Origin of the sequence: uncultured Aggregatibacter sp. (genome assembly GCF_901873365.1) — a bacterium.
Taxonomy (GTDB): Bacteria; Pseudomonadota; Gammaproteobacteria; order Enterobacterales; family Pasteurellaceae; genus Aggregatibacter.
This window is the reverse complement of sequence record NZ_CABFLM010000071.1, coordinates 58,363-83,604: the sequence shown is the minus strand read 5'-3', so window position 1 is coordinate 83,604 and position 25,242 is coordinate 58,363. Positions and strand designations below refer to the sequence as shown.

Genomic DNA, 25,242 nt, shown 5'->3' with positions numbered 1-25,242 from the left:
GTTAATATTTACAACGTTTTTCATCGGTTGGGTGTGTTTTGTATCTATTCGAAGGGTTAAATCATATTATTCAGGAATACTTACCGCCTGAACAAATTGAATTAGTTAAACGTGCATTTGTGATTGCTCGCGATGCGCACGAAGGACAGTCTCGCTCAAGCGGCGAACCTTATATCACCCATCCTGTTGCTGTGGCTTCTATCATTGCTGAAATGCGATTAGATCATGAAGCCGTCATGGCCGCATTATTACATGATGTCATTGAAGATACGCCCTATACCGAAGAACAGTTGAAAGAGGAATTCGGCGCCAGTGTCGCGGAAATCGTGGAAGGCGTCTCTAAGTTAGACAAACTCAAATTCAGAACACGTCAAGAAGCGGAAGTGGCGAACTTCCGCAAAATGATCCTGGCAATGACTAAGGATATTCGCGTTGTTCTTATTAAACTTGCCGACCGTACCCATAATATGCGCACACTTAGCGCATTACGTCCTGATAAACGTCGTCGTATCGCCAAAGAAACCCTTGAAATTTACGCTCCGCTTGCTCATCGTTTAGGCATTGAACATATTAAAAATGAACTGGAAGATCTTGGCTTTGAAGCCATGCATCCGCAGCGTTATGCCGTGCTGCAAAAGGTTGTGCAAATCGCACGCGGCAATCGTAAAGATATGATTGAGCGTATTTCTGCCGAAATTAAAGGTCGATTAGACGATGTGGGCATTCAAGCGCGCGTATTTGGACGTGAGAAACATCTCTATGCCATCTACCAAAAAATGCGCTTAAAAGATCAGCAGTTTCATTCCATTATGGATATTTATGCATTCCGAACCGTTGTAGAGAACGTGGATACCTGCTATCGCGTATTGGGGCAAATGCATAGTCTTTATAAACCGCGTCCGGGTCGGGTAAAAGACTACATTGCCGTGCCAAAAGCCAATGGCTATCAGTCTTTACATACGTCGATGATCGGTCCACATGGTGTGCCTGTTGAAGTGCAGATTCGCACAGAAGAAATGGATCAAATGGCAGAAATGGGCGTGGCAGCACATTGGGCGTATAAACAAGGCGGAAGAAATGACAGTACGCCAGCGCAAATTCGCGCACAACGTTGGCTGCAAAGTTTGGTGGAACTGCAACAAAGTGCGGGGAACTCGTTTGAATTTATTGAAAGTGTAAAATCCGAATTCTTCCCAAAAGAAATTTATGTTTTTACCCCGAAAGGGCGGATTGTTGAATTGCCGAAAGGTGCAACACCGGTCGATTTTGCCTACGCAGTACATACGGATATAGGTAAAAACTGTGTGGCCGCAAATGTGGATCGCAAGCCGTATCCATTATCCCAACCTTTAGAGTCCGGACAGACCATTGATATTTTAACCTCACCAAATGCACGTCCAAATGTGGCTTGGTTAAATTTTGTCGTTACCGCTAAAGCCCGTTCCAGTATCCGCCATGCCTTAAAAGATTTACGCCGTGATGAAGCAATTGAGTCGGGCAAGCGTCAATTGGCACACGCCTTAAGTCCGTTAAAACTGGAAGAACTTAATCCAGAATTTATTCAACAGGTATTAGCGGATCTCAAACTCACCAGCCTGAACGATGTCTTTATGGAAATCGGTTTGGGCAATCAAATGAGTACGGTGATTGCCCATCGTTTGTTGGGAGAATCGATCGAAATTGATACGGATGGTAATCCGGATAATAATGCGACGCCATTAGAAATTACTGCCAATGGTGGTTTATTGACTACTTTTGCGCAGTGTTGCCATCCGGTCCCGGGTGATCCGATTATTGCTTACGCAAGTCCGGGGAAAGGTTTAGTGATTCATCATGAAGCTTGCTCAAATCTCAAAGATCGTAAAGACAATCCTAAACATTATATGCCTGTGGATTGGGAGAAAAGTGATACTCAAATTGAATTTGAGACGGAACTACGTATTGAGATGATCAATCAGCAAGGCACTTTACCGCATTTGATGTCCACGATCTCCTCCATGGACAGCAATATTCAAAGCATTTGGACAGAAGAGCAAGAAGGGCGTTTATATCAAATCATCGTCTTATTAACGGTAAAAGATAATAAACATTTGGCAAATATTATCCGTAAAATCAAGCAGATGCCTGAACTGATTCACATTGAACGTAATATCAACCAATAATGCACTCCCAATTATTAGATGCCATTCCACTCACCGCCATCTCCGGTGTCGGCGCTGCAATTGCAGAAAAATTAGGTAAGTTGGGCATTTTCAATCTGCAAGATCTTCTCTTTCATCTCCCTCTACGTTATGAAGATCGTACCCGAATTACGCCCATTGTTGATCTTCGTCCCGAGCAATATGCTACCATCGAGGGCGTAGTTCAGAGCGCAGAAGTGCAATTTGGGCGTCGCCCTATGCTGATAGTTTACCTCTCCGATGGTACATCCAAGTTAGCATTACGTTTTTTCAATTTTAATGCCGGCATGAAAAATAGCTTACAGCCAGGTGCTCGCGTGAAAGCCTTTGGCGAAGTACGCCGTGGGCGTTTTATGGCGGAGATTCATCATCCGGAATATCAAATTATTCATGATAATAAGCCGCTCGTTTTGGCGGAAACGCTAACGCCTATTTATCCTGCTACAGAAGGATTAAAACAAACGTCATTGCGTAAATTAATTGCGCAAGCGTTGTTGGTATTAGAGAAAACACCTTTGGCTGAGTTGTTGCCTGCAGAGTTTAATCCGCATCCTTTTGATTTAAAATCGGCAATTCAGTTTTTACACAATCCGCCGCCGGATGTTTCTTTGGCAATATTGGAAGAAGGCAAACATCCTGCACAACAGCGCCTAATTTTTGAAGAATTGCTGGCATACAATCTCGCGATGCAAAAAGTGCGGTCAGGAATTCAGGAGAATTTTGCGGAACCCTTGTGTGCACAATCAGATTTAAAACAACGCTTTTTAGCACAATTACCTTTCACACCGACCCATGCGCAATTGCGTGTCACCCAAGAGATTGAACAGGATTTACAACAAAATTATCCCATGATGCGCTTGGTGCAAGGTGATGTGGGATCCGGTAAAACCTTGGTGGCAGCACTGGCAGCGTTGACAGCCATTGATAATGGCAAACAAGTGGCGTTAATGGCACCAACAGAAATTTTGGCGGAACAGCATGCCACGAATTTCCGCCGTTGGTTTGAGCCGCTTGGCATAGATGTCGGTTGGTTAGCCGGCAAAGTCAAAGGGAAACAACGTTTTGCTGAGCTGCAAAAAATAAAAAACGGTGAAGTTCAAATGGTGGTGGGGACGCACGCCCTATTCCAAGATGAAGTCGAATTTCATAATCTGAGTCTAGTAATTGTCGATGAGCAACATCGTTTTGGCGTACACCAACGTTTAATGTTGCGTGAAAAAGGCAACCAAGCAGGCGTTTATCCTCATCAGCTTATTATGACTGCCACGCCGATTCCACGCACATTGGCCATGACTGTATATGCCGATTTGGACACCTCAATTATTGACGAAATGCCGCCGGGCCGTACGCCGATTACGACCATTGCCATTTCTGAAGAGCGTCGCGCAGAAATTATCGAACGGGTCAATGTGGCCTGTACACAAGAAAAACGGCAGGCTTATTGGGTTTGCACCCTAATTGATGAATCGGAAGTGCTAGAAGCGCAGGCAGCAGAAGCTGTCGCAGAAGATCTCCATAAAATCTTACCGCACTTGCGTATTGGCTTAGTCCATGGGCGGATGAAACCCAGTGAAAAACAAGCCGTCATGGAGCAATTCAAGCTTGCCGAGCTAGATTTGTTAGTTGCCACCACAGTGATTGAAGTCGGCGTGGATGTGCCCAATGCCAGTTTAATGATCATTGAAAATGCTGAGCGCTTAGGACTTTCCCAACTTCATCAGCTTCGCGGACGTGTGGGGCGAGGAAGTACTGCCTCTTTTTGTGTCTTGATGTATAAACCGCCACTTGGCAAAATTTCGCAAAAACGCCTGCAGGTCATGCGTGACACGCAAGATGGCTTTGTGATTTCGGAAAAAGATTTAGAAATTCGTGGCCCGGGTGAAATGCTTGGTACGAAACAAACCGGCATAACCGAATTCAAAGTGGCAAACCTCATGCGTGATCGTAAAATGCTTCCAACCGTCCAATTTTATGCTAAACAATTAGTACAAAAATATCCGCAGCAGGCAGACTTGCTCATTCGCCGCTGGCTGAATAATCGAGAGATTTACGGTAATGTTTAATGCTGAGATGATGGACATATTTTGAAACAACGTATTAAGAGACAAAAGCTGATTTGACAGGTGAATTATGACAGCATTATCCAAACCTAGAATCCTCTTTTTTGATTCCGGCGTCGGAGGGTTAAGCGTTTACCAAGAAGTCCAAAAACGACTCCCGGATTGTCATTATCTCTATTGTTTTGATAATGCATTTTTCCCCTATTCTGAAAAATCGGAAGCACTCATTATTGAGCGTGTGAATAAAATTTGCACGCACCTTGATCGCTTATATGCCTTAGATCTCATTGTTATTGCTTGTAATACGGCCAGTACCATCGTATTACCCTCATTACGCCAACATTTCTCTATTCCCATTGTTGGCACGGTTCCCGCCATTAAGCCTGCGGCAGAGTACTCTTCGACAAAGCATATTGGTTTATTAGCCACAAAAGGAACTGTTAAACGAGAATATATCGATCATTTAATTGAAAAATATGCACAATCTTGTCGAGTTGAAAAAATCGGCAGCACCAAACTTGTCGAACTGGCAGAACGTAAATTACGTGGTTATCCTGTTGATTTAAATGACATAAGAACGGAGTTAAGCGAATGGATAATGATGCCCGATTTAGACGCGATTGTGCTGGGTTGTACACATTTTCCGCTCATAAAATCGGAAATTCAGCAATGCTTACCACAAGTGAGCCATTTCATTGATTCAGGGGAAGCAATCGCTAAACGAATAGCCTTTTTACTAAATGAAGTCAAAGTGCGGTCAAAAAATCATATGATTTCTCAAGTGTTTTATACAAAGCCATTTATCATTGAAGACGACTTATCAGAATGTCTTCATGCGCTTGGCTTTGAACAATTTAGCTTAATCCATATAAACAGTTAAAATTTCGACCGCACTTTTGATTGTGTTATGCCATCACATTATTGGGAGTCAGGTAAAATTTTAGTGGGTGTAACAATTTCACTTGGATAACATCCTAAAATTTTCAACTGGTGGCTAACTTGTTTTAATTCTTCCAATGCAGCCTGCGTGTCAGGATGATGAATATTCGCCTCAATTTCCAAATAAAACATTTCCTGCCATGGTTTCCCATAAATCGGACGGGAAGCTAATTTTGTCATGTTGATATTGTGTTTTTTAAACACCCATAACGCCTCCACCAAAGCACCAGCCTGCTGCCCCGTACTCATTAACAAGAGTGTTTTTGCATGAATTTGTGGCGAAACATTATGCGATTCTTTCGCGATAACAATAAAGCGAGTGATATTGTTTTCTTGGTTGGCAATACTGCGTTTCAGCACAGTCAAACCGTATAACTTTCCTCCCTCTTCGCTGCCCAAGGCAGCAATATTGGGTTTGTTCAATCCGGCAACCAACTGCATAGCATGAGAACTGCTTTCACAATATTCAATATGCACGCGATCTAAACCATGGATAAATTGACTACATTGCTGGATCACTTGAGGATGGCTATATAGGGTATCAATTTGGCTTAACTCATGCTGCCCATTGACTAAAACGCAGTGCTGAATAGGATAAGCCAATTCCCCCACCAAAGACAAATCAGTGTGTTGCAACAGATCATAAACTTCGTTAATCGTGCCGGATGTGGTATTTTCCAATGGGAGAACACCATAATCTGCTTCACCGTTTTGCACTTTAGCAAAAACCTGATCAAAACTGGCACAACTTATTTCCACCAATTCTTCTTGGTATCGAGCGGCATAATTTCGTGCCGCCAAATGAGAATAAGATCCTCGCTTGCCGAGAAAGGCAATGTGGATGTTCTCCTCGCGTTGTGAATTCAACTTTTTCTGTAAATAAACTTGTTGCGTCAGCACCGAATCTTCAATAATTTTTTGGAAAATTGCAGTAATATATTGTGGCTCAAGTTGATAATTTTCATTTTCAGAAAATTGCACTAACTCTTGTAACAGCTGTTCTTCACGCACCACATCACGTAATGGCTTCTGTGTCATTTCTTTACTACGCGCCACATCAAACGCAAGACGATGACGCTCGGAAAGTAACTTTAATAAACTGCGGTCAATTTGGGTAATCTGCTGTCGAATTTCACTCAAATCCAATGACATAACTTTTCCTTTATTTGAATACTATTGCGTTTTTCAGCTCAAATTTTTTGGTATCGACGAGGAATTATCAGAAATTTCCTTAACGAATCGGCATTAATAAAGCATTTGCCGGTGCTAAGTTACCATAAAGAAACTGCACCATACTAGGACAATATGCCTAATCTTGGTGCAGTATATAAGACAAGTGGTTTATCAAGCCGGGATTATACTCTAACAACTATTTCGCCCGAGCCGGTGCAAATGTTGAAGAACGTAGAAAACCGTTAGAAACCGTTCCCTTCTGCGCAATCATGCTCTGAAAAAAGCTATTCACTTCTACGCACAATGTAACTTGGTAAAGAGGGATCTTCCGTAAATTATTCGTTTCTGAACGAGGAGAAAGATGCTCCAATGTATTCAATGGTTTATATGGCTCACAAGCGGACGAATTACTCACTTTATCATATTGCTTTGAGTCAGGAGAAAAACGTTCCAAAGTCACTTTTGCTTTGTTCGCATTTCGATCGCCAAATAACATCAAGTTTGCTAACTGAATATATTGGTTCAAATCACCATCACTGCTACCAACAACGCTAAAACCGCCGGCAGCACCTTTTGTACCATCCGTTAATACTGCGTTACCGTTGTCACTATACAATTGAACCCTTTCACGTAATATACTCACTAAAGACAGAGAAGTATTATCTAACTTTGCTTGGGTCGAACGCTGAACGACTAAATCGGCTAGGAACGCAAAAACAATAACTAAAATCATCAGCGTAAGCGCAAATTCAATCGTCACTGAGCCTTTTTTACTTTGTCTAAAAGAACTCACTCGATTTAAAAAATTATTATTCATACCGTCTACCATAATTTTGTCGCAAACAAACCTACCCAACTCTCTGGATGATTAAGGCGTAACAGGAAATTGAGAACGTTGCCATTCCTGCACCATAACAAATTCTCTGGTTAAAACATGTTGAACTAAAGAATTCGGGACAAAGGGCACCGGAACCAAAAACTTATACTTATACACGACCGTATAATAAGCTAATGTCGAACCTTTCCCATCTGTATCATATTGTGTTGCTCCACTCGATGATGGAATTTTTTTGAAGTCTTTATTTAGCAACGCATTGATACAAGATTTCCCTTGAGAACAATTAACATATTTGACATCAACATCATAACCGTTGTTTTTATCTAACTGAAGGAAATTTCCTAATGTTGACTTCTCTTGTGCGTTAAGTTGCTTCTGAAGATTATTTTTAAAGACATTCAGATAACTGCCTTTACCATCATATTCATTCTTTGAAATTCTAACACTTTCCGTCACTGCTAAATCCCAATAGCTTGTTGTAATAGCAATCCGACAGAACTCTAGAATCAAACATACGGCAAGGAAATAAAAAGCAATTGTTAACACGAACTCAACAGGGGCTGCACCTCTATTACCTAATACAAACTTCTTTAGTTTCATATCAACGTTCCTGAAAATTATTTTGCAATATAATCTGAAATGCGTTCTGTTTTTCTAAGTGCATCAATTAACGAATCTGGTGAGGTATTCAAATTTTCTTTCAGGATAATATCTTTCGCATAATCAAGTTCATTGTTCTTCACTAAAGCAAAAACTAAATTATGAACCAAACGTTGCTCTCTAATACCATTCAAATATTGCGGCAATAATAAAGAAATTGCATTACGATAATCACCATTAATAATGCTTAACATTGCTAGGTTATTAATTGCAATAACATCATTCAGAAAATACTCGCGAGCTTTATCAAAATTCTCTCTTGCACTATTTAAATCATTTAAATGCGCATAAGTCACACCGCGTAAATTATAAACTTCACCATTCGTTGGAGAGGATGATAACACCGCATTTTCAACATCCAATGCTTCTCTATAGCGTTTTAGCATATTGAGATTCTTAGCCTGCAAAATCTTTGCCTTTTCAGCCAAAGAACCGCCGGAACTTAAGATAGGCTGCAAATACAATAAAGATGAACTACTATCTCCTTTCTTGTAGTAAGCTTCAGATAATTTATAACGTGTTAATAAATCATCTTCATTTTTTAGAATACTACGATACATTGAAATCAACGCATCATAATTTCGCGTATTTTGATACAAGGTTTCTTTAGTTGTAATGCTTTCATCATCTGCATAAACTCCAGCATCATCAGTGGAACCACCCTCAAACATAGATGAACAAGCACTAATAGACAATAAAACGCTACAAAATAAAGTTTTTTTGATAAGTTTAAAAGACATTTGGAAATACCCTCAATACGCCAGGAGCTAAAATTAATATAATAATCGGGAACATGATAAAAAGAATCAACGGAACGCTCATTTTAGCAGAAAGAGTCCCTAGTTTTTCTTCTATCGTTAATAACTGTAACTCTCGAATATCACTAGAAAGCTGGATGAGCTGATCATAGATAGACGAACCAAAATTTAAACTTTGTTGCATTACTGTACAAAACATTCTGATTTCAGTAGTCGGTAATGAAATTGCCAAATCTTGTAGAGCCTGCGACATACCTGTCAGCTCAGATTTTCGAATGACTCTCAACATAACATAAGATAAATCCGGATTTAGCTTTTTAAAATCTGTTGCAACCTGTTTTAATGCCGCTTCAATACTCACCCCTGTTTGCACATTAACTGCAACAAGATCAATAAAACTGGTTAAATCATTCATTATTTTTTTAGTTTTGGATTTTAAGACAAAACCGGTAAGAAATCCAGGAACAATGATAATACCAATAAAAATCAATAAACAACTAATAATTAGAGAAAAACCCTCAGCATCTCGACCAAAAAACAAGTAATATACAAAGAATACTAAAGTCATAATCGCTAATTTTAGCTTAATATTCTTATCAATAATTCCCAAAACCTTTAATAAAGGATTATTATTAATTAATAACAATTCAAGTTCAATTTGCTGCTTTGTCTTATTTTTATTCGCTGCATCAGACTCATTAGCTTCAGAGAATCTACCGGCCAGAATATCTTCATTACGACGAAGGTTCTTACCACCCGAAATTGATATAAACAGTAGAACAAGAGAAAACGCAATAACTAATAGGTAAATTAGAAGTAATTTTACTGTCATGTTGACTTCCTCATTAATCCCCAAATAATCAACATACCAAACGCAACACTACCAAACACATAATATAATATATATCGCCCTGTAGGATCGGTGGTAATAAACTCAAAATTCTCCGGCATTGTAAATTTCATGAAAATAAAGAACCCAATAGGGAAACAAGCCACAATCATTGCTGACATTCTTGCTTCCGATGTCATTGCTTTTTTCTTTTTTTCCATCTTAGTACTATCGGCAATAACGCGTCCTAATCTTGATATAACTTCTTTTATCTGTCCCCCTTTACTCAGATTGGTCCGGATAATCGTAATAAAAAAGTAAAATTCTTTATATGGATAACGTGTATAGCTCTCATCAAACACCGTAATTGGATCCTCACCAATAGCCAAACGTCTATGAATATTTCTGAACTCAGCACCTAACTGCCCTGTCAATTCTTGTCCACAACGTTCCAGCCCTTGTAATAACCCTGCACCGGAAGAAGATGCTGCTATCAAAATCTGAATAACCTCTGGGAATACATTATTAAATACTTTTCTATTACGTCGTTGGCCTAACTTCCATATAAACATAACAAAAGCAAAAACAAAAATAATACTAAAGGTTAGTCTATCAATATGAATATAACTCACATTAATTGCAAAAAAAGCTAAGAATGATAAGACGCTAATTACACTATTCCGCAGAATATTCTTTCGTTGCCCACCTGAAAAATAGAATAACCATAGCGACAACTTAGACTTAATACCTTGAGCAAAGGTTTCTAATTTGTTCTCTGTACTATTATATTCATTAATTTTTTTCTTAGTCACAAACCAACTGGTCAATACATAAATGACTAACAATCCACCGAAGGCTAAAAGAATATAATAAAGTAAAGACATTAGTTCACTTCTCCAAAAATACTTTGCAATTCATTGCTAAGATTAAACACCTGTGCATTTTGGAAAACAACAGAGCGACTTAATAATCCATGATTGATAAACTCACCCATAATTTTCCCATTCGCATCACGGTATCTACTTGCCTTATAACTAAAAATATCCTGTAGAACAACCTGTCCATTTTCCATTCCCATCACTTCTGTGATGTTCATAATTTTTCTTGAACCATCATTGAGTCGGGAAGCTTGCACAATAACATTTACCGCAGATGAAATATTTCTCCGAATAGCCTCTAAAGGTAATGCCGCACTCGACATCATTACCATACTTTCTAGACGTGATATTGCGTCTCTCGGGCTATTCGCATGCAGAGTAGACATTGAGCCATCATGACCGGTATTCATTGCTTGCAACATTTGGAATGCTTCTCCACCACGACATTCCCCTACAATGATACGTTCAGGCCGCATACGCAAAGCATTAATCACCAAATCCTGCATACTCACCTCACCGGTATGCTCCACCCCGGCTAAACGTGTTTCTAGACGTACAACATGAGGTTGCTCTAAACGTAACTCTGCCGTATCCTCAAGGGTAATAACCCGCTCAGTATGAGAAATATAGTTAGATAACGCATTTAATAACGTTGTTTTACCTGAACCTGTCCCCCCCGATACAATGATATTGACACGAGATCTTGCTGCTATAATTAAAAAGTTCGCCATATCACGCGTCATGGAACCAAAGCTTACCAACTCCTGTAAACTCTTTTTATTCTTACTGAATTTACGAATAGAAATAGACGTACCATCTAATGCAATAGGTGCAATAACGACATTTAAACGGCTACCGTCCGGTAAGCGAGAGTCTACCAGAGGACTACTATCATCAATACGACGACCTACTCGCGCAACCAAACGTTTTGCAATATCTGTTAACTGCTCATTATTGATAAATGTTTTATCTGTTTTTTCAAGAATACCTGCACGCTCTACCCAAATATCATTAGGACCGTTAACTAAAATATCATTTACTGTATCATCTGACATTAACTCTCTCAGTGGCCCATAACCACCGATTTCATCCGCCACCATTTCTGCCATAGCGAGAGCATCTGCTGATGAAACATACACAGAACTCTTATTAGCAACTCGGTTAACTATTTGAATTAACTCATTTACTAATAAGTTTCTGTCAGTTTGAAGCTGATCAATCTTTTCAATATCAAGATTACTTAAAACTTCACTTCTAAAAAATATCTGCTGTTCTTTAGTTAACATACTTGATTGTTCTACTTGTTAATAAGTTTTTCAAGGATTTGAGAAAATAGACTTTTCTTTTCTTTCTCACCTAATTTACTATTACGTGAAACGGCACCTATAATTTTCATAGCTAAAGAGTTCATTTCTTTTTTCCCCTCTTTACCAAGATTAATATCTAATACCGTTTTTGTATTGGTATTTTTAATAAACGGTATTACACCATCAATTTGTGTTCCTAATAACACTTGAATATCACTTTTCGCCATTAACTTAGAGGTTTCAAGGCGGCTATCTGATATACAGACAAATGTTCTAATAGGCTTCCCTTGTGAAATACGGATACGTTCGCATTCATCTAAAAACTGCTTAGCTACTCTCAAAGAACTAATTCTACGCTCTACAACTAATACAAAATTGCTGTACTCATTTAAAAAATGAGAAAAATCATCCTTATGAACATTGTAGAGTGCTTGATCGTAAATAATAAAGTTATATTTATCTAAAACTGCTTTAGAAAGTTGTTCTAAATTCCCATCAAATAAATCAAGGTGAGACACTCCTTCAACAACACTATTAGATAGCCGCTTATCAAATAAAAGATCAAGATCATGAGAACCGTTTAGCCCTTGAGCTAACAAAGTAGGAACCGCTTTATTTCGAGCTATTTCATTAGCGATATGCGCACTAATTAAACTTGTACCAATTCCCCCTTTACAACCTAAAACGGCAATTTTTACAGTATCTCTTACTCTTGGAATATTGACGCCAGAGACAATTTTATCAGCCATCTGGATTAATTGCGTGTGAGAGTTAAAGTATAAGACACCTTCGCCTAATAATTTTTGAGACAGCGAAATAGAATCACTATCACCAATAACGCAACACCAAACATTTTGGGGAACAATACTAAAGACATGATCAATAATTGTTTTATTATTTGATTCATTGCCGGCATCAATAATCACGCCTACATAATTTTCCGTAGCAAAAGACAAGCCTTCAGAAGAAACAAAAACATCCCGTTTAACAATTTCAATATTTTCCAAGCCTCTTGTACGTAGTACTTGAGCAACTTCACTTAAAATATTTTCACGCTGAGAAACGACAGCAATAATTCTTGCGTTATCAAACGAAACTGTTTCTTGATCCAGTAATAACATATAAATACCTACTTTAATACTTTAATACTTTAATTGAATACGTTCATTGCTTTTTAATGCACAAGACGTTTCATTCGGATTCCAAAATACAGACTCTCCATAGCGAGCGCGACAAGTTGCTTTCTTCGCAGCATACTGGCTCACTTCAACATAAAGAGGATAAGTTGTATTTTTATACTTTCCACCCACAATCTGAATAGCATTCTTAGAAATACCGGCTTTAACTAAATCAGTATGTAGTGCTTCCGCTTTCGTTTTAGCTGGGGAAGTGTGCCAAATAATTTTTACCTTCTTCTTTTTATTACTACCAATATCACGAATAATGGTATCTAAGAGAATCGTATAATCACGCTCGGTAATCGTTGCTAAAGGATATCGATTAATCAACTCAACCCGATTAAACTCACTATTTTGCGTTGCTTGTGCAACGGAAGCATCTTGAACTAATTCGCTTGATGCAAAAGTATGCAGAGATACAGAAACACCAATCAATGCTAAAAATGTATTAAAAGTTAACTTACTCATTGGATGAACCCACTATTCTTTAAGAAATTGGTTGTTAACGTATTATGATAGCCATCTTTTAATGGCGTTGTATGGAAATAGCGCTCCATTGTGCCGGTTTGTTCAAATGTTGGATATACCACATCTTTCCCATCAACCGGTCTGACAGTGTTCACTGTCGCCACAATAATCAATTCTTTCTTATCTCGACTTGTTGTTGCGCTGCGGAAGAACGAACCAAGAATTGGAATATCACCTAATACAGGGATTTTATTAATCCCCTCAAGATCTGTAGTACTAAACAATCCACCAATAATGAAACTTTCTCCATCGGCTACTTCAAATAAAGATTTTGATTTTCTTGTATTAAAATAAGGAATATTGCTTGCATCGCCACCAAAATTATAATTACCGGCAATGGAACTTACACTTTGATCAAGAACCAACCGAATTCGATTATTTTTCTGTACTTTCGCCGCCACTAACAATTTAACCCCAAACTCCTTGTATATGATTGTTGCATGACCATTATTATCACGCTGTACAAATGGGACTTCACCACCAATCAAAATATCCGCAGTCTCACCTGAAAGCATGGAAATATTTGGTTCGGCCAAAATCTTACCATTTGACTGATCATCTAAAGCATTTATAAAAGCTGAAAGACCTGGTGCCGTAATTGTAAGCCCCCCTTGAGCACCAGTATATCCACCGCCAAAACCAAAGCTTCCGCCAAAGACCGCACTTCCATTTCCACTAAACGGCCCTGCTCCTTGTAAGTGTCTCCAATTAATCCCCAATGCTTCAGATACTTTTTTATTTACCTCAACAACTGTGAGTTTCACATTAATTTGTGTGGCATCACCAACATTGGAATTATCAACAACATTGTCATAGCTATATTTATCTAAAAATGGGAACGTTTCATTACCTAACTTAGTCTGGGTAACATTTCTTGTTCCTCCCATAGCCTCACCAACAATACGGTGAACTTCATCGCTTTCTTCCTGTGTTTTTGCTTTACCCTCAATTACATAGGCTTTACCAACCTTTTTAACAGAAAGATTAGAATTCGGGAAACGAGCCTTAAGTTGGTTATTTGTATCAGTGATACTACTTACAACCGAATCCACATTTACAGTGTCTGATGTCAAAGGACGACCATCTGCACCAAAAGACGTCACTTCAGCGCGTCCTTCATCTTTGGCATAAATAATAAAGGTGTTATCGTCTAAAATTTCATAATCAGCCACATTGGGTGAAGAAACAAAAATGGTGTCTATTTTTTCTTTAGTTTGAACAAGACGCGTTGCACCTTTTTCCATAGGAAACGTTTGCGCAGAAACTTGAAAAGAAGCAAAAGCACAAAAGATCAACCCTGAAATGATGTGTTTTTTTCTAAAAATAGAATTCAAAGTCGGCATTTTATAGACCTCTTAATTTTCTGATGAATGTGCCACGGGAATCAATATACTGAGACGTATTCTCAGCAGGTAAGACGACGAGTTTAGAGTCTTTGTCTAGAGAATAAAAATTCTTTGCCTGTGCACCTGTAACTTTTAGTGCAATAAATCCGACATATTCCATGTCAGAAGCAAAACCATCATCCGGCTTTCTCACATTCCCTTCATCATCATCTGTTTTTGGTAATGGGAACGTTTTTGACTGTAACACTAAAACTCTTGGCGCCACCTTAATAAGATTTTTTCGTTCGTTTGAATTTCGAGAATCTCTTGCAAGCTGTTGGTTAAACACTGACACATAATCACCACCACTTACCGTGGTAAGAATATAAGCATCTTCAGGTCGAATATAAACGCGATAGGCCACTTCCTGATTCGGATTTAAACTTGCCGTATAAAACCCGGAATCATTTGGTGAAAGGAGGGTCTTAGGTGATAGGAAAGAGCCGGAAACCAAGTTCTCAGCGACTAAAAATCCTTGCAGACTATTATTAATCGCTAAATCACGCACATCATTACTGACTAACGGGCTATCAACAGTAACTGTCATTTCGTTGAGTGCATAATCCTCTGCTTGTAATAAGCGACCTTTGTTCACATCGCGTTTCAGCTGAGCAACTAAAATTAGCTTTTCTTCAACTTTCTTTTCTGGCTCTACTTGCTCTGCCACTTGCTGAGCCGGTGTTTCATCGCCACTAGGCAAAAACATAATACCTGCTATACCCACAAACAGTATGAGCAATGAAATAATTAAGAGAGTTCTATAGTTCATTTTTTTACCCTTTTTGTTTTAATAAAAAGCATTATCAAGCACTAGGCACGCTTGATAATGCCAAATTCGTTAGAAATCCCAGACTAATCGCCACCCCATAAGGCAATCCACGCACTTTTATTGATTTACGGTAAAAAAGCCAGCCGATAATAATAAGAAATAATCCGGCAATGGCTGTAAAGAAGAAGAAGAAAATTATCTGCTCATAAGGAATCATAAGCATCAACACGGCTATAAGCTTTATATCACCTGCGCCCATCACATGCAACATAAAAAGAACAAACCCGACCACAAGCGCCACAAGTGCTGGAACAAGAAAAACAGATTGGTATTGTAATAAACTGAGAGGAACAACAATAAAAAACAATAGCGCAACAACACGATTACTGATAACTCGGTCTCGAACATCCGTATAACTCAATCTGAGAAGGAGACAAACTAAGACAATGTGTAAAGCAATAATTAGATAATTCATTGTGTCAGGCGCTTACTTTAAGTGAGTAAATAGTGATCATTACTTCGTTGAAAATATTCAACATCTTCTAATTTAAGAAATTATTAGAATGTCTGCCCCATCACGATGGTCGCCACAGCTATCAGGTCATTTCTAATGGTTGATACTAAACTAGGATACGTATAAAAAGTTGCAACAATCATTGCCGCAACGGCAACCGCAATAAGACCATACTCAGTCGCAGTTACCCCTTTTTCTGAAGACTTAAATTCGTTAAATATACTTTTTAATTTTATAAAAAAAAGATTCACGTCAAAATATCTCCTCACTAAATCAAGTTATTAAAAAGGCCTCTATTAGGAGGCCTTTATATAAACTAAATATTTCTACTAATTGATTACAGCACCGTTAACTTTAGTTGTTAAGGTTGAGAATTTAGCTTTTAATGCATCGATGAAGCCGCCTTTGTTGTAGAATACAGCAACGATTAATACTGCGATTGCTACTGCGATTAGACCGTATTCAATTGCAGTTACACCTTCGTTATTTTCTTTGAAAGAACGGATTGCTTCGGTAACTTTAACGTATGCTTTAGTAGTTAATGCGTTTAACATTTTTAATACTCCTAATGTGAGATTTTAGATTTAAAATGAACAAGTCTGTTTGAATTATTAATCAATTCCAGTTCACTTAACCAGCCTACCTAATTAACTGAACGAGGCCTATTATAGTGATTCAAAAATAAAATGCAAACGTTGTCGTTAAACCGTAAAATCTCTATAATACATAACAAAATCAAATGGTTAAATGGTATCTTATACACATCAAAACATAACATTTGCCATGTTTTACATAAAATTTACAATTCTAATATTTCATTACGTTTATAGATAAAAAATGATGTTTTTGTGCATAAAAAACCAGCAACTCAAACATAAAAACTCACTGAGTTTTATTCGCGTTCATGCTATATTGACGCAGCTTTTGGCGGCACGCTACGCTTGAATCAAGCTGAACAATCCATATTGCGCCAAAACGCAGAAAGAAAAGTGCGGTCAGAAATCACAATGAATTTAGGAGAGTAGAATGGGTAAGATGATCATTGATTTACAAATCGCTTGTGAACAAGAAACCGGCTTGCCAACCGCAGAACAAATCGAACAATGGGCGACAGCCGCGGTGCAACCGCAAAGTGATGAAGTGGAAATGACCGTGCGGATTGTGGATGAAGCGGAAAGCCATGCCTTGAATTTGAATTATCGCGGTAAAGATCGCCCGACCAATGTGTTGTCTTTCCCTTTTGAATGCCCTGATGAAGTGGAGCTGCCGTTACTCGGCGATTTGGTGATTTGCCGCCAAGTGGTAGAGCGTGAAGCGCAGGAACAAGACAAACCCGTCATAGCGCATTGGGCGCACATGGTGGTACACGGCAGTTTACATTTGCTTGGCTACGATCACATTGAAGATGACGAAGCGGAAGAAATGGAAAGCTTGGAAACCCAAATCATGACGGGGCTAGGCTTTGCGGATCCGTATTTGAGCGAGAAATGAGTCGAGCACTCCTCATTTTAGTGGGCGAGGATGATTTTCTTGCCCACCAATTAAACCACAACCTTTCACTTAAAAGTGCGGTCTGGATTGGTGATGTTTCGCCGCACTTTAATTCCCAATCTTATTTTCCTTTTAGCAAAACGAAAAATCTGCTCGGAAGTGAATTGCCTGCCATCATTTATGACGCACGACAAGGCATTCACTTGGATGCTCTCGCCATTGCGGCAGGCACATTGCAGGACGGCGGTCAGCTGTTATTGTTGTTGAATCATTGGGCAGATTTAGCCAACCAACCCGACAGTGACAGCCTGCGTTGGTCGGGTGAAAAATACGCCATAAACACACCGCACTTTATCGCCTTTTTGCAGGAAAAAATCGCAAAATACGGTTTTCCTGTTTATCAAAGCACGCCCTTAACACTTGCCTCGCCGATACCTCAAAAAGACCGTTCAATCCATTGTCAGCCAACCTTAGAACAAGCCCGTTTATTGCAACAAATGGCGGAAGCTGAGGAAACGATTTTAATCGTGACGGCAAAACGTGGGCGTGGAAAATCGGCATTGGCGGGACTCTTTGCCAAACAGCAACTGGCACAAAACCAACCAGTGATTCTCACTGCGCCGAATAAAAGTGCGGTCAATATTTTCAATGAATTTGCCGGGGCGGACATCACCTTTATGCCGCCTGATGAACTCAGTCAAAACCTCAGCGACGCGCCACAACAATTTGCCAACCATTGGTTGTTTGTGGACGAAGCGGCGATGATTCCGCTAGACATCTTATTTCGTCTAACTAAGGCTTTTAAACGGATTGTGTTGACGACTACCATTCACAGCTATGAAGGCACGGGCAGAGGCTTCTTATTAAAATTCATGGCGAAAACCGACCGCACTTTGCGTCATTTTGAACTGTTTACGCCGTTACGCTGGCAGGCAGATGACAAACTGGAAGCGTTTATTGACGACCTGTCGCTGTGCGATTGCGAAGATCGTCTGCTACAACTGCCTTATAATGAGGCGCTTGCGGAGCAGATCCAAATTTCTCATTGTGAACGGATTCCTCATGATCAAATTGAATCTGTTTACGGCTTGCTGACCTTGGCGCATTATCGAACTTCGCCTTTGGATTTACGCCGCTTATTGGATGCGCCACAGCAGCAATTTTATCTTGCTCAAGCGCACGATGCCTTGCTTGGTTGCGTATGGGCGGTGCCGGAAGGCGGGATGGAGGACAACACGTTAATTCGCCAAATTCGACGTGGCGAACGTCGCCCGCGTGGCAATTTAGTGGCGCAAATGTTGTGTTTCCAAGCCGGATGGGAAGAGGCGTGCGCATTGCGCTCTCTGCGCATTTCCCGTATCACCGTGCAACCCAACTGGCAACAACAGGGGCTTGGACAACGTTTAATAGCCAAGATGAAACAACAACAGATAAAACAACAGAGCGCAGTGGATTTTCTTTCCGTCAGTTTTGGTTACACCCCGGAACTGTTGGCATTCTGGCAAAAGTGCGGTTTTATTTTGGTGCATTTTAGCGAAAGCAAAGAAGCCAGCAGCGGCTGTTATTCGGTGGTGGCGTTGTGTCCGTTGAGTGAGGAAGGGCGAGCATTCGTGCAACGAGCAGAAAAACAATTTCAGCGCAATTTGCCTCTTTCTTTACATCCGTTGGCAACACAGTTTACTCGAACAGAAATAGATTGGACGCTGGATAGCTCGGATTGGCAATTGTTAAACGATTTTGCCGATTTTTTCCTGCCCTTATCTTCTGCCTTGCCGTCCATTCGGCGTTTAATTACATCGGCAGGTGAAGCACCTTTTCCTTTGTTGACAGATTATTGCAAACAGCCGGAAAAAAGACCGAATAAAAAAACGTGGTTAGAAAATTGTCGCTTGGAAGTGAAGAAATGGTTGCAAAAAAATGCCGTCCTTTTATGATAACAATCCCTTAACAATTTAAAAGAAAACAAAAACCAAGGAGACAAAAATGAGCGAAGAAGGCAAAAAAAGTTGGGTGAAACGTGCCTGGGAAGCCTATTCTGATTTCTGTAAAGAAGCCGGTATTGATCAAGGGACTTGCCGTGGCTGCGTGCCTGTGGTGAAGTTTGATGAAGATCCCGAGAAACCAGAAAAGAAGCCGCATGATATTCAACATTCATAATGGGTAGGCGGCGCAAAACGCAGCCTATGGCAATATTATAGGGCTAAAACAAGGACTCCCGATAAAATTAACCCTGCGCCTAGAATTAATTTCATACTGATAGGTTCGCCTAAAACAACCACCCCAAGAATAATCGCAATCACCACACTGAGCTTATCAATCGGCGCCACCCAAGAGGCAGGCGCTAATTGTAAGGCGCGGTAGTAACATAACCATGAAAGCCCTGTTGCCACACCGGACAGAACCAAAAAAACGACCGGTTTGGCAGCAATATGCTGTGGCAGTTGCCATTCATTTCGCATTGTAATAATCGCTATCACAACAAATAAAATGACGACAGTGCGGATAAATGTTGCAAGATTGCTGTTTAACCCTTCTACGCCTAACTTGCCTAAAATTGCCGTTAAACCGGCAAAAAATGCGGAACCGATCGCAAACCCTACCCAATTCATGTTTTTCCTCTAAAGTTTCTATCTATTTTCCAGTATAATGTGCCTGCCTTTTTAACCAGGCTTTTGCCCTATAGCCTAGGCATTTTATCACACAATGTTGTGCGGCATTGATCCTTTCTTGTGATGTAAACAGGAATTGATCACGCCGTATTCACTACGGATAAACGGATTCATGAATCACAAAATTAAAATTCAAATTGCTTATGCCCTGCCAAATCATTATTATTTAAAAGCCTTTACGGTAGATGACGGCACAATGGTTCAAACAGCAATTTTGCAATCGGGAATCCTAACACAATTCACCGACATTGATTTACGCAACAATAAGGTGGGTATTTTTAGTCGCCCCGTGAAATTGACGGATTTGCTCAAAGAAGGCGATCGTATTGAGATTTATCGCCCACTCCTTGCCGATCCGAAAGAAATTCGGCGTAAACGCGCTGAAGAACAAGGAAAGAAAAATAAATCATCCTGATTGGGAAAGATCGCAAATCTCCCCAATTTTAAGCGAGTTATTTGGGTGCCATCCTATAAGGTTCAAGTCGCAAGCCTAACCCATAATTATTCGGGCAAACGATTTGACCGCAACCTTGATTCAATTCTTGCTTATCCGCGCTTGTCAACGATTCGCCGATGATTAGCCGATGAGCCAGTGAATCAAACCTGTTATTTCACAGCTTAATAAGGGATTCAAAATGAACAAGAACTGCCTTCCATTCGATATTACGCCAGAAATCTTTTTACGTGATTACTGGCAAAAAAAACCGCTCTTAATTCGTAACGGACTACCGGAAATTATCGGTCAACTTCTGCCCGATGATATTTTAGAGCTCGCCCAAACAGATGAAGTTGTTGCGCGTTTAGTAAAACAACACGCTGAAGATCACTGGGAACTGCGTAAAGCTCCATTATCCGCACAAGATTTTGAAAATTTGCCTGAGAAATGGTCTGTTTTAGTGCAAAATTTAGAACAATGGTCGCCGACTTTAGGTGGTCTTTGGAATAAATTTAGCTTTATTCCACAATGGCAACGTGATGATATTATGGTCTCTTTCGCGCCACAAGGCGGTTCTGTTGGAAAACACTATGACGAATATGATGTTTTCCTCGTTCAGGCCTATGGTCACCGACGCTGGCAGTTAGGTAAATGGTGTGACCCGACCACCGAATTCAAAGCCGATCAACCGATTCGTATTTTCGATGATATGGGCGATATCATTTTTGATGAAGTTTTAGCACCGGGTGATGTGCTTTATGTGCCTTCTCGCTTATCTCATTATGGCGTTGCACAAGATGACTGCTTAACCGTTTCTTTTGGTTTACGCTATCCGAATAGTGCCGATTTGTTTGAAAACATTGAACAAAGCCTTTGCCATACAGATTTGGATGTCAGCGAATTAGCCATTCCGTTCCGACTTGCGCCACCTGTGCAAAATACCGGCGAATTAACCGCTGATTCCGTAAAAGAATTAAAACAGCAATTCTTGCAACAACTTGCACAGTCAACACAATTCGATCACTTATTCCAACACGCCTTGGCAACTACCGTCAGCCGCAGACGTTATGAATTGCTTGCCACGGAAGACATTGCCGATCTTGATGATGTTCGAGAAACCTTTGAGCAAGGCGGAAAATTGCTGCAAGACAATAACTGTAAGTTAGTTTATACCACAAGCCCTCTTCGTCTTTATGCTAATGGCGAATGGTTAGATGAATTAAGCCCTGCCGAAGCAGAGATTCTAAAACATCTCGCCGATGGTAAAGCCGTTGATTATGCTTTCTTGTGTCAATTAGCCGACGCCGATAATACCGTGTCGCTTGACGTATTATTTGACAGCATCTGCAACTGGTTGGATGACGGCTGGGCGTTGTTATACGAATAATCACTCATGGCCGATAACATTTATTCTGTCAGCCAACTCAATCAATCTGTGCGATTGATGTTGGAAAATCAGCTGGGTGCCGTTTGGCTTACCGGTGAAATTTCTAACTTTAGCCAACCGGTTTCCGGTCACTGGTATTTAAGTTTGAAGGACGAAAACGCTCAGGTGCGTTGCGCGATGTTCCGCATGAAAAATCTGCGTGTGAGCTTTCGTCCGACCAATGGAATGCAAGTCTTGGTGCGTGCCAATGTGAGTTTGTATGAGCCTCGCGGCGATTATCAACTCATTATTGAAAGCATGCATTTAGCCGGTGAAGGATTATTAATGCAACAATTTGAAGCATTAAAACTGAAGTTAGCGGCAGAAGGGTTATTTGCCCAACATCTCAAAAAAAACCTACCGCACTTTAGCAAGGCGGTAGGGATTATCACGTCAAAAACCGGCGCGGCATTGCAGGATATACTACACATTTTGCAACGCCGCGATCCCAGCTTAAAAATCATCATTTATCCGACAGCTGTTCAAGGCAAAGATGCCGCCACTGAGATTGCGCAAATGATTGAACTGGCGAATCAACGGCAAGAAGTGGATGTTCTGATTGTCGGCCGTGGTGGCGGCTCCTTAGAAGATTTATGGTGTTTTAATGAAGAAATGGTGGCGCGTGCCATTTTTCATTCTCATCTTCCGGTGATCAGTGCTGTAGGGCATGAAACCGATGTCACCATTGCGGATTTTGTTGCCGATTTACGCGCACCAACGCCCTCTGCCGCGGCAGAATTAGTCAGTCGGAATCAAACGGAATTATTGCAACAACTCCAATACCGCCGGCAACGTCTTGAAATTGCCCTAGATCGTCTCTTTGCAGAAAAGCAACAAAAGCTAAAACATCTGTCTTTGCGATTACACAATCAACACCCACAGGCACAACTACGCATTCAACAACAGCTCATCACGCAGTTAAGCCATCGGCTGCAACAAACACTACGCCACCACTGGCAAAAAACAGCGGAAAATCTGACCGCACTTTCAATGCGATTGTATAAAAACCCGCTTCCATTACGCCTACAACAATATGAACAGCAGCTTGCGCAGCTAAAAGTGCGGTTAAATTCTCACATGAATTTAACGTTCAGTCTTCAGCAAAAACAGTTAGCACATTTGTGTGGCAAGCTGGATAGTTTAAGTCCGTTAAAAGTGTTGGCACGCGGCTACTCTATTACACAAAATCAACAAAATTTCACGATTCGTTCGATGAAAGAGGTGAATGTCGGTGAACAAATCAAAACCCGACTACCCGATGGCGATATCATCAGCCAAGTCATCCGATTAGAAGAAAAATAATCTTTTTTTGACTTGTCCGCTTGCCGAAACCACCAAAGAAAGGCATAAAGCACGTTTCAAAATAAATGAATCGGATTTTAATTTCATTTCCAACGCAAAGGAAAAATTATGCAACCTACTTTAATTGTAAGAAATCTCGGTATCCAAGATTATCAACATGTATGGCATAACATGCAGGCGTTTACCGATAATCGCACGGCAGATACGCCTGATGAAATTTGGTTAGTGCAACATCCCTCCGTCTTTACTCAAGGTCAAGCCGGCAAACCGGAGCATCTATTGCAACGTACGGAAATTCCGGTGGTACAATCAGATCGTGGCGGGCAAATCACTTATCACGGCTTAGGGCAACAAATTATGTATGTGCTGATTGATATTAAGCGCCATGAGAATTTAAATGTGCGTCAATTAGTGACCGCACTTGAACAATCGGTGGTGAAAACATTGGCGGATTATGGCATTGAAGGCTACCCAAAACCGGATGCGCCCGGTGTGTATATTGATGGCAAAAAAATTTGTTCTCTCGGTTTGCGCATTCGTCATGGTCGTTCTTTTCACGGCTTAGCGTTTAATATCAATATGGATTTAACGCCTTTCCATCAAATTAATCCTTGTGGTTATGCCGGATTAGAAATGTGTCAACTGGCGGATTTCATTGGCAGTGAGCGGGCGGATTGCCACCAAGTTTCCCTCCAATTAGTTAAGCATTTTTCCACGCTGTTAGGGTATAATGTAACAAATCATTAACAGTCTTAGTGAATTACCGTTTAATCTCGTTACCCTTGCCATTTACTCGCAATATAAGGAATTTCAATGGGAACACCTTTTAAGATGGAGCGCGGCGTTAAATATCGTGATGCCGCCAAAACCTCTATTATTCCGGTAAAAAATATCGATCCTAATCAGGAATTACTGAAAAAACCGGAATGGATGAAAATCAAAATTCCCGCCAATGGCGCGCGAATTCAAAGTATTAAATCCGGTATGCGCCGCCACGGATTGCATTCTGTCTGTGAAGAGGCCTCTTGCCCGAACCTGCATGAATGTTTTAATCACGGCACGGCAACCTTTATGATTCTTGGGGCGATTTGTACTCGCCGTTGTCCGTTCTGTGATGTGGCACACGGCAAACCGCTTACACCGGATCCGGAAGAACCACGCAAATTAGCGGAAACCATTCAGGATATGAAGTTACGTTATGTGGTGATCACTTCCGTTGATCGTGACGACTTACCTGATCGCGGTGCCGGTCACTTTGCCGATTGCGTACGCGAAATTCGTGCCTTAAATCCGAACATTAAAATTGAGATTTTAGTGCCGGATTTCCGTGGACGCATTGAGTTGGCGTTGGAAAAATTAAAAGACAACCCGCCGGATGTGTTTAACCATAATTTGGAAAATGTACCACGTTTATATCGTGAAATTCGTCCGGGTGCAGATTATCAATGGTCGTTGCGCTTACTGAAAGAATTTAAAGCCATGTTCCCACATATTCCAACCAAATCCGGGCTAATGGTAGGCTTAGGCGAAACCAACGAAGAAATCTTAGAAGTTATGCAGGATTTGCGTGATCACGGTGTGACGATGCTCACTGTCGGTCAATATTTACAACCAAGCCGACACCATTTACCGGTTGCCCGTTATGTGCCTCCGGCAGAATTTGATATGTTCCGCGAAAAAGCACAAGCCATGGGCTTTGAACACGCTGCTTGCGGCCCGTTCGTCCGTTCTTCCTACCATGCCGACTTGCAAGCCAGTGGCGGATTGGTGAAGTAACGTCCCCATTTAAGAAATAAAACAAATCTGCGCATTAATTCACTCGTCTTAATGCGCAGATTTTTTTATCTATTCTCTATGCTTAATGATATAACTCACTGTGTTGGCAAAAAATTCTTCCGTCCGGAAATGTCTATTTTCATATT

The 25,242-nt window shown here is 40.5% G+C and carries 26 protein-coding genes; 11 read left to right on the top strand and 15 right to left on the bottom strand.

Going from position 1 to position 25,242, the window contains the following annotated elements:
• The first annotated feature begins 38 nt into the window (after window positions 1–38).
• The 3 genes from spoT (at window position 39) to murI (ending at window position 5,120) form a co-directional block, all read left to right on the top strand.
• On the top strand, window positions 39–2,162 hold the full coding sequence (gene spoT, locus QZ106_RS06480) for a bifunctional GTP diphosphokinase/guanosine-3',5'-bis pyrophosphate 3'-pyrophosphohydrolase (protein ID WP_021615633.1): 2,124 nt from the start codon (window positions 39–41) through the stop codon (window positions 2,160–2,162).
• The gene (gene recG / locus QZ106_RS06475) at window positions 2,162–4,243 is read left to right on the top strand and encodes an ATP-dependent DNA helicase RecG (RefSeq protein ID WP_295975768.1); all 2,082 of its coding nucleotides are present in this window, start codon (window positions 2,162–2,164) and stop codon (window positions 4,241–4,243) included. Before spoT ends, recG begins: the two co-directional genes overlap by 1 nt.
• A 67-nt stretch (window positions 4,244–4,310) precedes the next feature.
• A complete protein-coding gene (murI, locus tag QZ106_RS06470) occupies window positions 4,311–5,120 on the top strand; it encodes a glutamate racemase (RefSeq protein WP_295975764.1) in 810 nt (269 codons plus the stop codon).
• A 38-nt stretch (window positions 5,121–5,158) separates the two neighbouring features.
• Here murI and QZ106_RS06465 read toward each other — a convergent pair whose 3' ends face one another.
• The 14 genes from QZ106_RS06465 to QZ106_RS06400 form a co-directional block, all read right to left on the bottom strand.
• Window positions 5,159–6,331 (bottom strand): chorismate mutase, encoded by a 1,173-nt coding sequence (locus tag QZ106_RS06465; protein WP_295975763.1) that lies wholly within the window; start codon window positions 6,329–6,331, stop codon window positions 5,159–5,161.
• Window positions 6,332–6,548: 217 nt separating this feature from the next.
• Window positions 6,549–7,169 (bottom strand): tight adherence pilus pseudopilin TadF, encoded by a 621-nt coding sequence (gene tadF / locus QZ106_RS06460; RefSeq protein WP_295975759.1) that lies wholly within the window; start codon window positions 7,167–7,169, stop codon window positions 6,549–6,551.
• Window positions 7,170–7,220: 51 nt separating this feature from the next.
• Entirely contained in the window at window positions 7,221–7,790 is a 570-nt protein-coding gene (locus QZ106_RS06455; RefSeq protein WP_295975756.1) for a TadE family protein, read from the bottom strand.
• A 17-nt stretch (window positions 7,791–7,807) separates the two neighbouring features.
• On the bottom strand, window positions 7,808–8,590 hold the full coding sequence (locus QZ106_RS06450; protein WP_033002441.1) for a lipopolysaccharide assembly protein LapB: 783 nt from the start codon (window positions 8,588–8,590) through the stop codon (window positions 7,808–7,810).
• Entirely contained in the window at window positions 8,580–9,440 is an 861-nt protein-coding gene (locus QZ106_RS06445) for a type II secretion system F family protein (RefSeq protein WP_295975753.1), read from the bottom strand. The genes QZ106_RS06450 and QZ106_RS06445 overlap by 11 nt, the downstream gene beginning before the upstream one ends.
• Entirely contained in the window at window positions 9,437–10,321 is an 885-nt protein-coding gene (locus QZ106_RS06440) for a type II secretion system F family protein (protein ID WP_295975750.1), read from the bottom strand. The genes QZ106_RS06445 and QZ106_RS06440 overlap by 4 nt, the downstream gene beginning before the upstream one ends.
• Window positions 10,321–11,601, bottom strand: coding sequence for a CpaF family protein (locus tag QZ106_RS06435; RefSeq protein WP_295975747.1), 1,281 nt, complete (start codon window positions 11,599–11,601; stop codon window positions 10,321–10,323). Before QZ106_RS06435 ends, QZ106_RS06440 begins: the two co-directional genes overlap by 1 nt.
• Before the next feature lie 11 nt (window positions 11,602–11,612).
• On the bottom strand, window positions 11,613–12,743 hold the full coding sequence (locus tag QZ106_RS06430; RefSeq protein WP_295975744.1) for a pilus assembly protein: 1,131 nt from the start codon (window positions 12,741–12,743) through the stop codon (window positions 11,613–11,615).
• Between the two features lie 21 nt (window positions 12,744–12,764).
• Window positions 12,765–13,268 (bottom strand): RcpB protein, encoded by a 504-nt coding sequence (locus QZ106_RS06425; protein WP_295975742.1) that lies wholly within the window; start codon window positions 13,266–13,268, stop codon window positions 12,765–12,767.
• Window positions 13,265–14,671: a type II and III secretion system protein family protein gene (locus QZ106_RS06420; RefSeq protein ID WP_295975740.1), complete on the bottom strand. Its 1,407-nt coding sequence runs from the start codon at window positions 14,669–14,671 to the stop codon at window positions 13,265–13,267. Before QZ106_RS06420 ends, QZ106_RS06425 begins: the two co-directional genes overlap by 4 nt.
• Window position 14,672: 1 nt before the next feature.
• The gene (locus QZ106_RS06415) at window positions 14,673–15,482 is read right to left on the bottom strand and encodes a flp operon protein C (protein WP_295975738.1); all 810 of its coding nucleotides are present in this window, start codon (window positions 15,480–15,482) and stop codon (window positions 14,673–14,675) included.
• A gap of 34 nt (window positions 15,483–15,516) precedes the next feature.
• Complete coding sequence (locus QZ106_RS06410; RefSeq protein WP_295975735.1) at window positions 15,517–15,957, bottom strand: prepilin peptidase; 441 nt, start codon at window positions 15,955–15,957, stop codon at window positions 15,517–15,519.
• A gap of 83 nt (window positions 15,958–16,040) precedes the next feature.
• Window positions 16,041–16,247, bottom strand: a complete 207-nt coding sequence (locus QZ106_RS06405) for a Flp family type IVb pilin (RefSeq protein WP_295975732.1) — start codon at window positions 16,245–16,247, stop codon at window positions 16,041–16,043.
• Window positions 16,248–16,325: 78 nt separating this feature from the next.
• Window positions 16,326–16,550 (bottom strand): Flp family type IVb pilin, encoded by a 225-nt coding sequence (locus tag QZ106_RS06400; RefSeq protein ID WP_295975730.1) that lies wholly within the window; start codon window positions 16,548–16,550, stop codon window positions 16,326–16,328.
• Window positions 16,551–17,022: 472 nt separating this feature from the next.
• On the opposite strand from QZ106_RS06400, the gene ybeY reads away from it, so the two are divergent.
• Genes ybeY through QZ106_RS06385 form a run of 3 tightly spaced genes read left to right on the top strand, consistent with a single transcriptional unit; the run spans window position 17,023 to window position 19,644 of the window.
• Complete coding sequence (ybeY, locus tag QZ106_RS06395) at window positions 17,023–17,487, top strand: rRNA maturation RNase YbeY (protein ID WP_295975728.1); 465 nt, start codon at window positions 17,023–17,025, stop codon at window positions 17,485–17,487.
• Complete coding sequence (locus tag QZ106_RS06390) at window positions 17,484–19,421, top strand: GNAT family N-acetyltransferase (RefSeq protein ID WP_295975725.1); 1,938 nt, start codon at window positions 17,484–17,486, stop codon at window positions 19,419–19,421. The genes ybeY and QZ106_RS06390 overlap by 4 nt, the downstream gene beginning before the upstream one ends.
• A 49-nt stretch (window positions 19,422–19,470) precedes the next feature.
• Entirely contained in the window at window positions 19,471–19,644 is a 174-nt protein-coding gene (locus QZ106_RS06385; RefSeq protein ID WP_295975723.1) for a DUF5363 domain-containing protein, read from the top strand.
• A gap of 35 nt (window positions 19,645–19,679) precedes the next feature.
• Here QZ106_RS06385 and QZ106_RS06380 read toward each other — a convergent pair whose 3' ends face one another.
• Window positions 19,680–20,096: an EamA family transporter gene (locus tag QZ106_RS06380; protein WP_295975719.1), complete on the bottom strand. Its 417-nt coding sequence runs from the start codon at window positions 20,094–20,096 to the stop codon at window positions 19,680–19,682.
• Between the two features lie 172 nt (window positions 20,097–20,268).
• Between QZ106_RS06380 and QZ106_RS06375 the strand changes: the two genes are divergently transcribed.
• The 5 genes from QZ106_RS06375 (at window position 20,269) to lipA (ending at window position 25,096) form a co-directional block, all read left to right on the top strand.
• Window positions 20,269–20,571, top strand: a complete 303-nt coding sequence (locus QZ106_RS06375) for an RnfH family protein (RefSeq protein ID WP_021615654.1) — start codon at window positions 20,269–20,271, stop codon at window positions 20,569–20,571.
• A gap of 220 nt (window positions 20,572–20,791) precedes the next feature.
• Window positions 20,792–21,979, top strand: a complete 1,188-nt coding sequence (locus QZ106_RS06370) for a cupin domain-containing protein (RefSeq protein WP_295975714.1) — start codon at window positions 20,792–20,794, stop codon at window positions 21,977–21,979.
• Window positions 21,980–21,985: 6 nt separating this feature from the next.
• Window positions 21,986–23,320, top strand: coding sequence for an exodeoxyribonuclease VII large subunit (gene xseA, locus QZ106_RS06365; RefSeq protein ID WP_295975712.1), 1,335 nt, complete (start codon window positions 21,986–21,988; stop codon window positions 23,318–23,320).
• A 108-nt stretch (window positions 23,321–23,428) separates the two neighbouring features.
• A complete protein-coding gene (gene lipB, locus QZ106_RS06360) occupies window positions 23,429–24,067 on the top strand; it encodes a lipoyl(octanoyl) transferase LipB (protein WP_209363062.1) in 639 nt (212 codons plus the stop codon).
• A 66-nt stretch (window positions 24,068–24,133) separates the two neighbouring features.
• Complete coding sequence (gene lipA / locus QZ106_RS06355) at window positions 24,134–25,096, top strand: lipoyl synthase (protein ID WP_295975706.1); 963 nt, start codon at window positions 24,134–24,136, stop codon at window positions 25,094–25,096.
• The last annotated feature ends 146 nt before the right edge of the window (window positions 25,097–25,242 follow it).

Coding starts and splice junctions, on each gene's coding strand:
- recG (WP_295975768.1), top strand. CDS start 2,162: ATGCACTCCCAATTATTAGATGCCATTCCACTCACCGCCATCTCCGGT.
- murI (WP_295975764.1), top strand. CDS start 4,311: ATGACAGCATTATCCAAACCTAGAATCCTCTTTTTTGATTCCGGCGTC.
- QZ106_RS06465 (WP_295975763.1), bottom strand. CDS start 6,331: ATGTCATTGGATTTGAGTGAAATTCGACAGCAGATTACCCAAATTGAC.
- tadF (WP_295975759.1), bottom strand. CDS start 7,169: ATGAATAATAATTTTTTAAATCGAGTGAGTTCTTTTAGACAAAGTAAA.
- QZ106_RS06455 (WP_295975756.1), bottom strand. CDS start 7,790: ATGAAACTAAAGAAGTTTGTATTAGGTAATAGAGGTGCAGCCCCTGTT.
- QZ106_RS06450 (WP_033002441.1), bottom strand. CDS start 8,590: ATGTCTTTTAAACTTATCAAAAAAACTTTATTTTGTAGCGTTTTATTG.
- QZ106_RS06445 (WP_295975753.1), bottom strand. CDS start 9,440: ATGACAGTAAAATTACTTCTAATTTACCTATTAGTTATTGCGTTTTCT.
- QZ106_RS06440 (WP_295975750.1), bottom strand. CDS start 10,321: ATGTCTTTACTTTATTATATTCTTTTAGCCTTCGGTGGATTGTTAGTC.
- QZ106_RS06435 (WP_295975747.1), bottom strand. CDS start 11,601: ATGTTAACTAAAGAACAGCAGATATTTTTTAGAAGTGAAGTTTTAAGT.
- QZ106_RS06430 (WP_295975744.1), bottom strand. CDS start 12,743: ATGTTATTACTGGATCAAGAAACAGTTTCGTTTGATAACGCAAGAATT.
- QZ106_RS06425 (WP_295975742.1), bottom strand. CDS start 13,268: ATGAGTAAGTTAACTTTTAATACATTTTTAGCATTGATTGGTGTTTCT.
- QZ106_RS06420 (WP_295975740.1), bottom strand. CDS start 14,671: ATGCCGACTTTGAATTCTATTTTTAGAAAAAAACACATCATTTCAGGG.
- QZ106_RS06415 (WP_295975738.1), bottom strand. CDS start 15,482: ATGAACTATAGAACTCTCTTAATTATTTCATTGCTCATACTGTTTGTG.
- QZ106_RS06410 (WP_295975735.1), bottom strand. CDS start 15,957: ATGAATTATCTAATTATTGCTTTACACATTGTCTTAGTTTGTCTCCTT.
- QZ106_RS06400 (WP_295975730.1), bottom strand. CDS start 16,550: ATGTTAAACGCATTAACTACTAAAGCATACGTTAAAGTTACCGAAGCA.
- ybeY (WP_295975728.1), top strand. CDS start 17,023: ATGGGTAAGATGATCATTGATTTACAAATCGCTTGTGAACAAGAAACC.
- QZ106_RS06390 (WP_295975725.1), top strand. CDS start 17,484: ATGAGTCGAGCACTCCTCATTTTAGTGGGCGAGGATGATTTTCTTGCC.
- QZ106_RS06385 (WP_295975723.1), top strand. CDS start 19,471: ATGAGCGAAGAAGGCAAAAAAAGTTGGGTGAAACGTGCCTGGGAAGCC.
- QZ106_RS06380 (WP_295975719.1), bottom strand. CDS start 20,096: ATGAATTGGGTAGGGTTTGCGATCGGTTCCGCATTTTTTGCCGGTTTA.
- QZ106_RS06375 (WP_021615654.1), top strand. CDS start 20,269: ATGAATCACAAAATTAAAATTCAAATTGCTTATGCCCTGCCAAATCAT.
- QZ106_RS06370 (WP_295975714.1), top strand. CDS start 20,792: ATGAACAAGAACTGCCTTCCATTCGATATTACGCCAGAAATCTTTTTA.
- xseA (WP_295975712.1), top strand. CDS start 21,986: ATGGCCGATAACATTTATTCTGTCAGCCAACTCAATCAATCTGTGCGA.
- lipB (WP_209363062.1), top strand. CDS start 23,429: ATGCAACCTACTTTAATTGTAAGAAATCTCGGTATCCAAGATTATCAA.
- lipA (WP_295975706.1), top strand. CDS start 24,134: ATGGGAACACCTTTTAAGATGGAGCGCGGCGTTAAATATCGTGATGCC.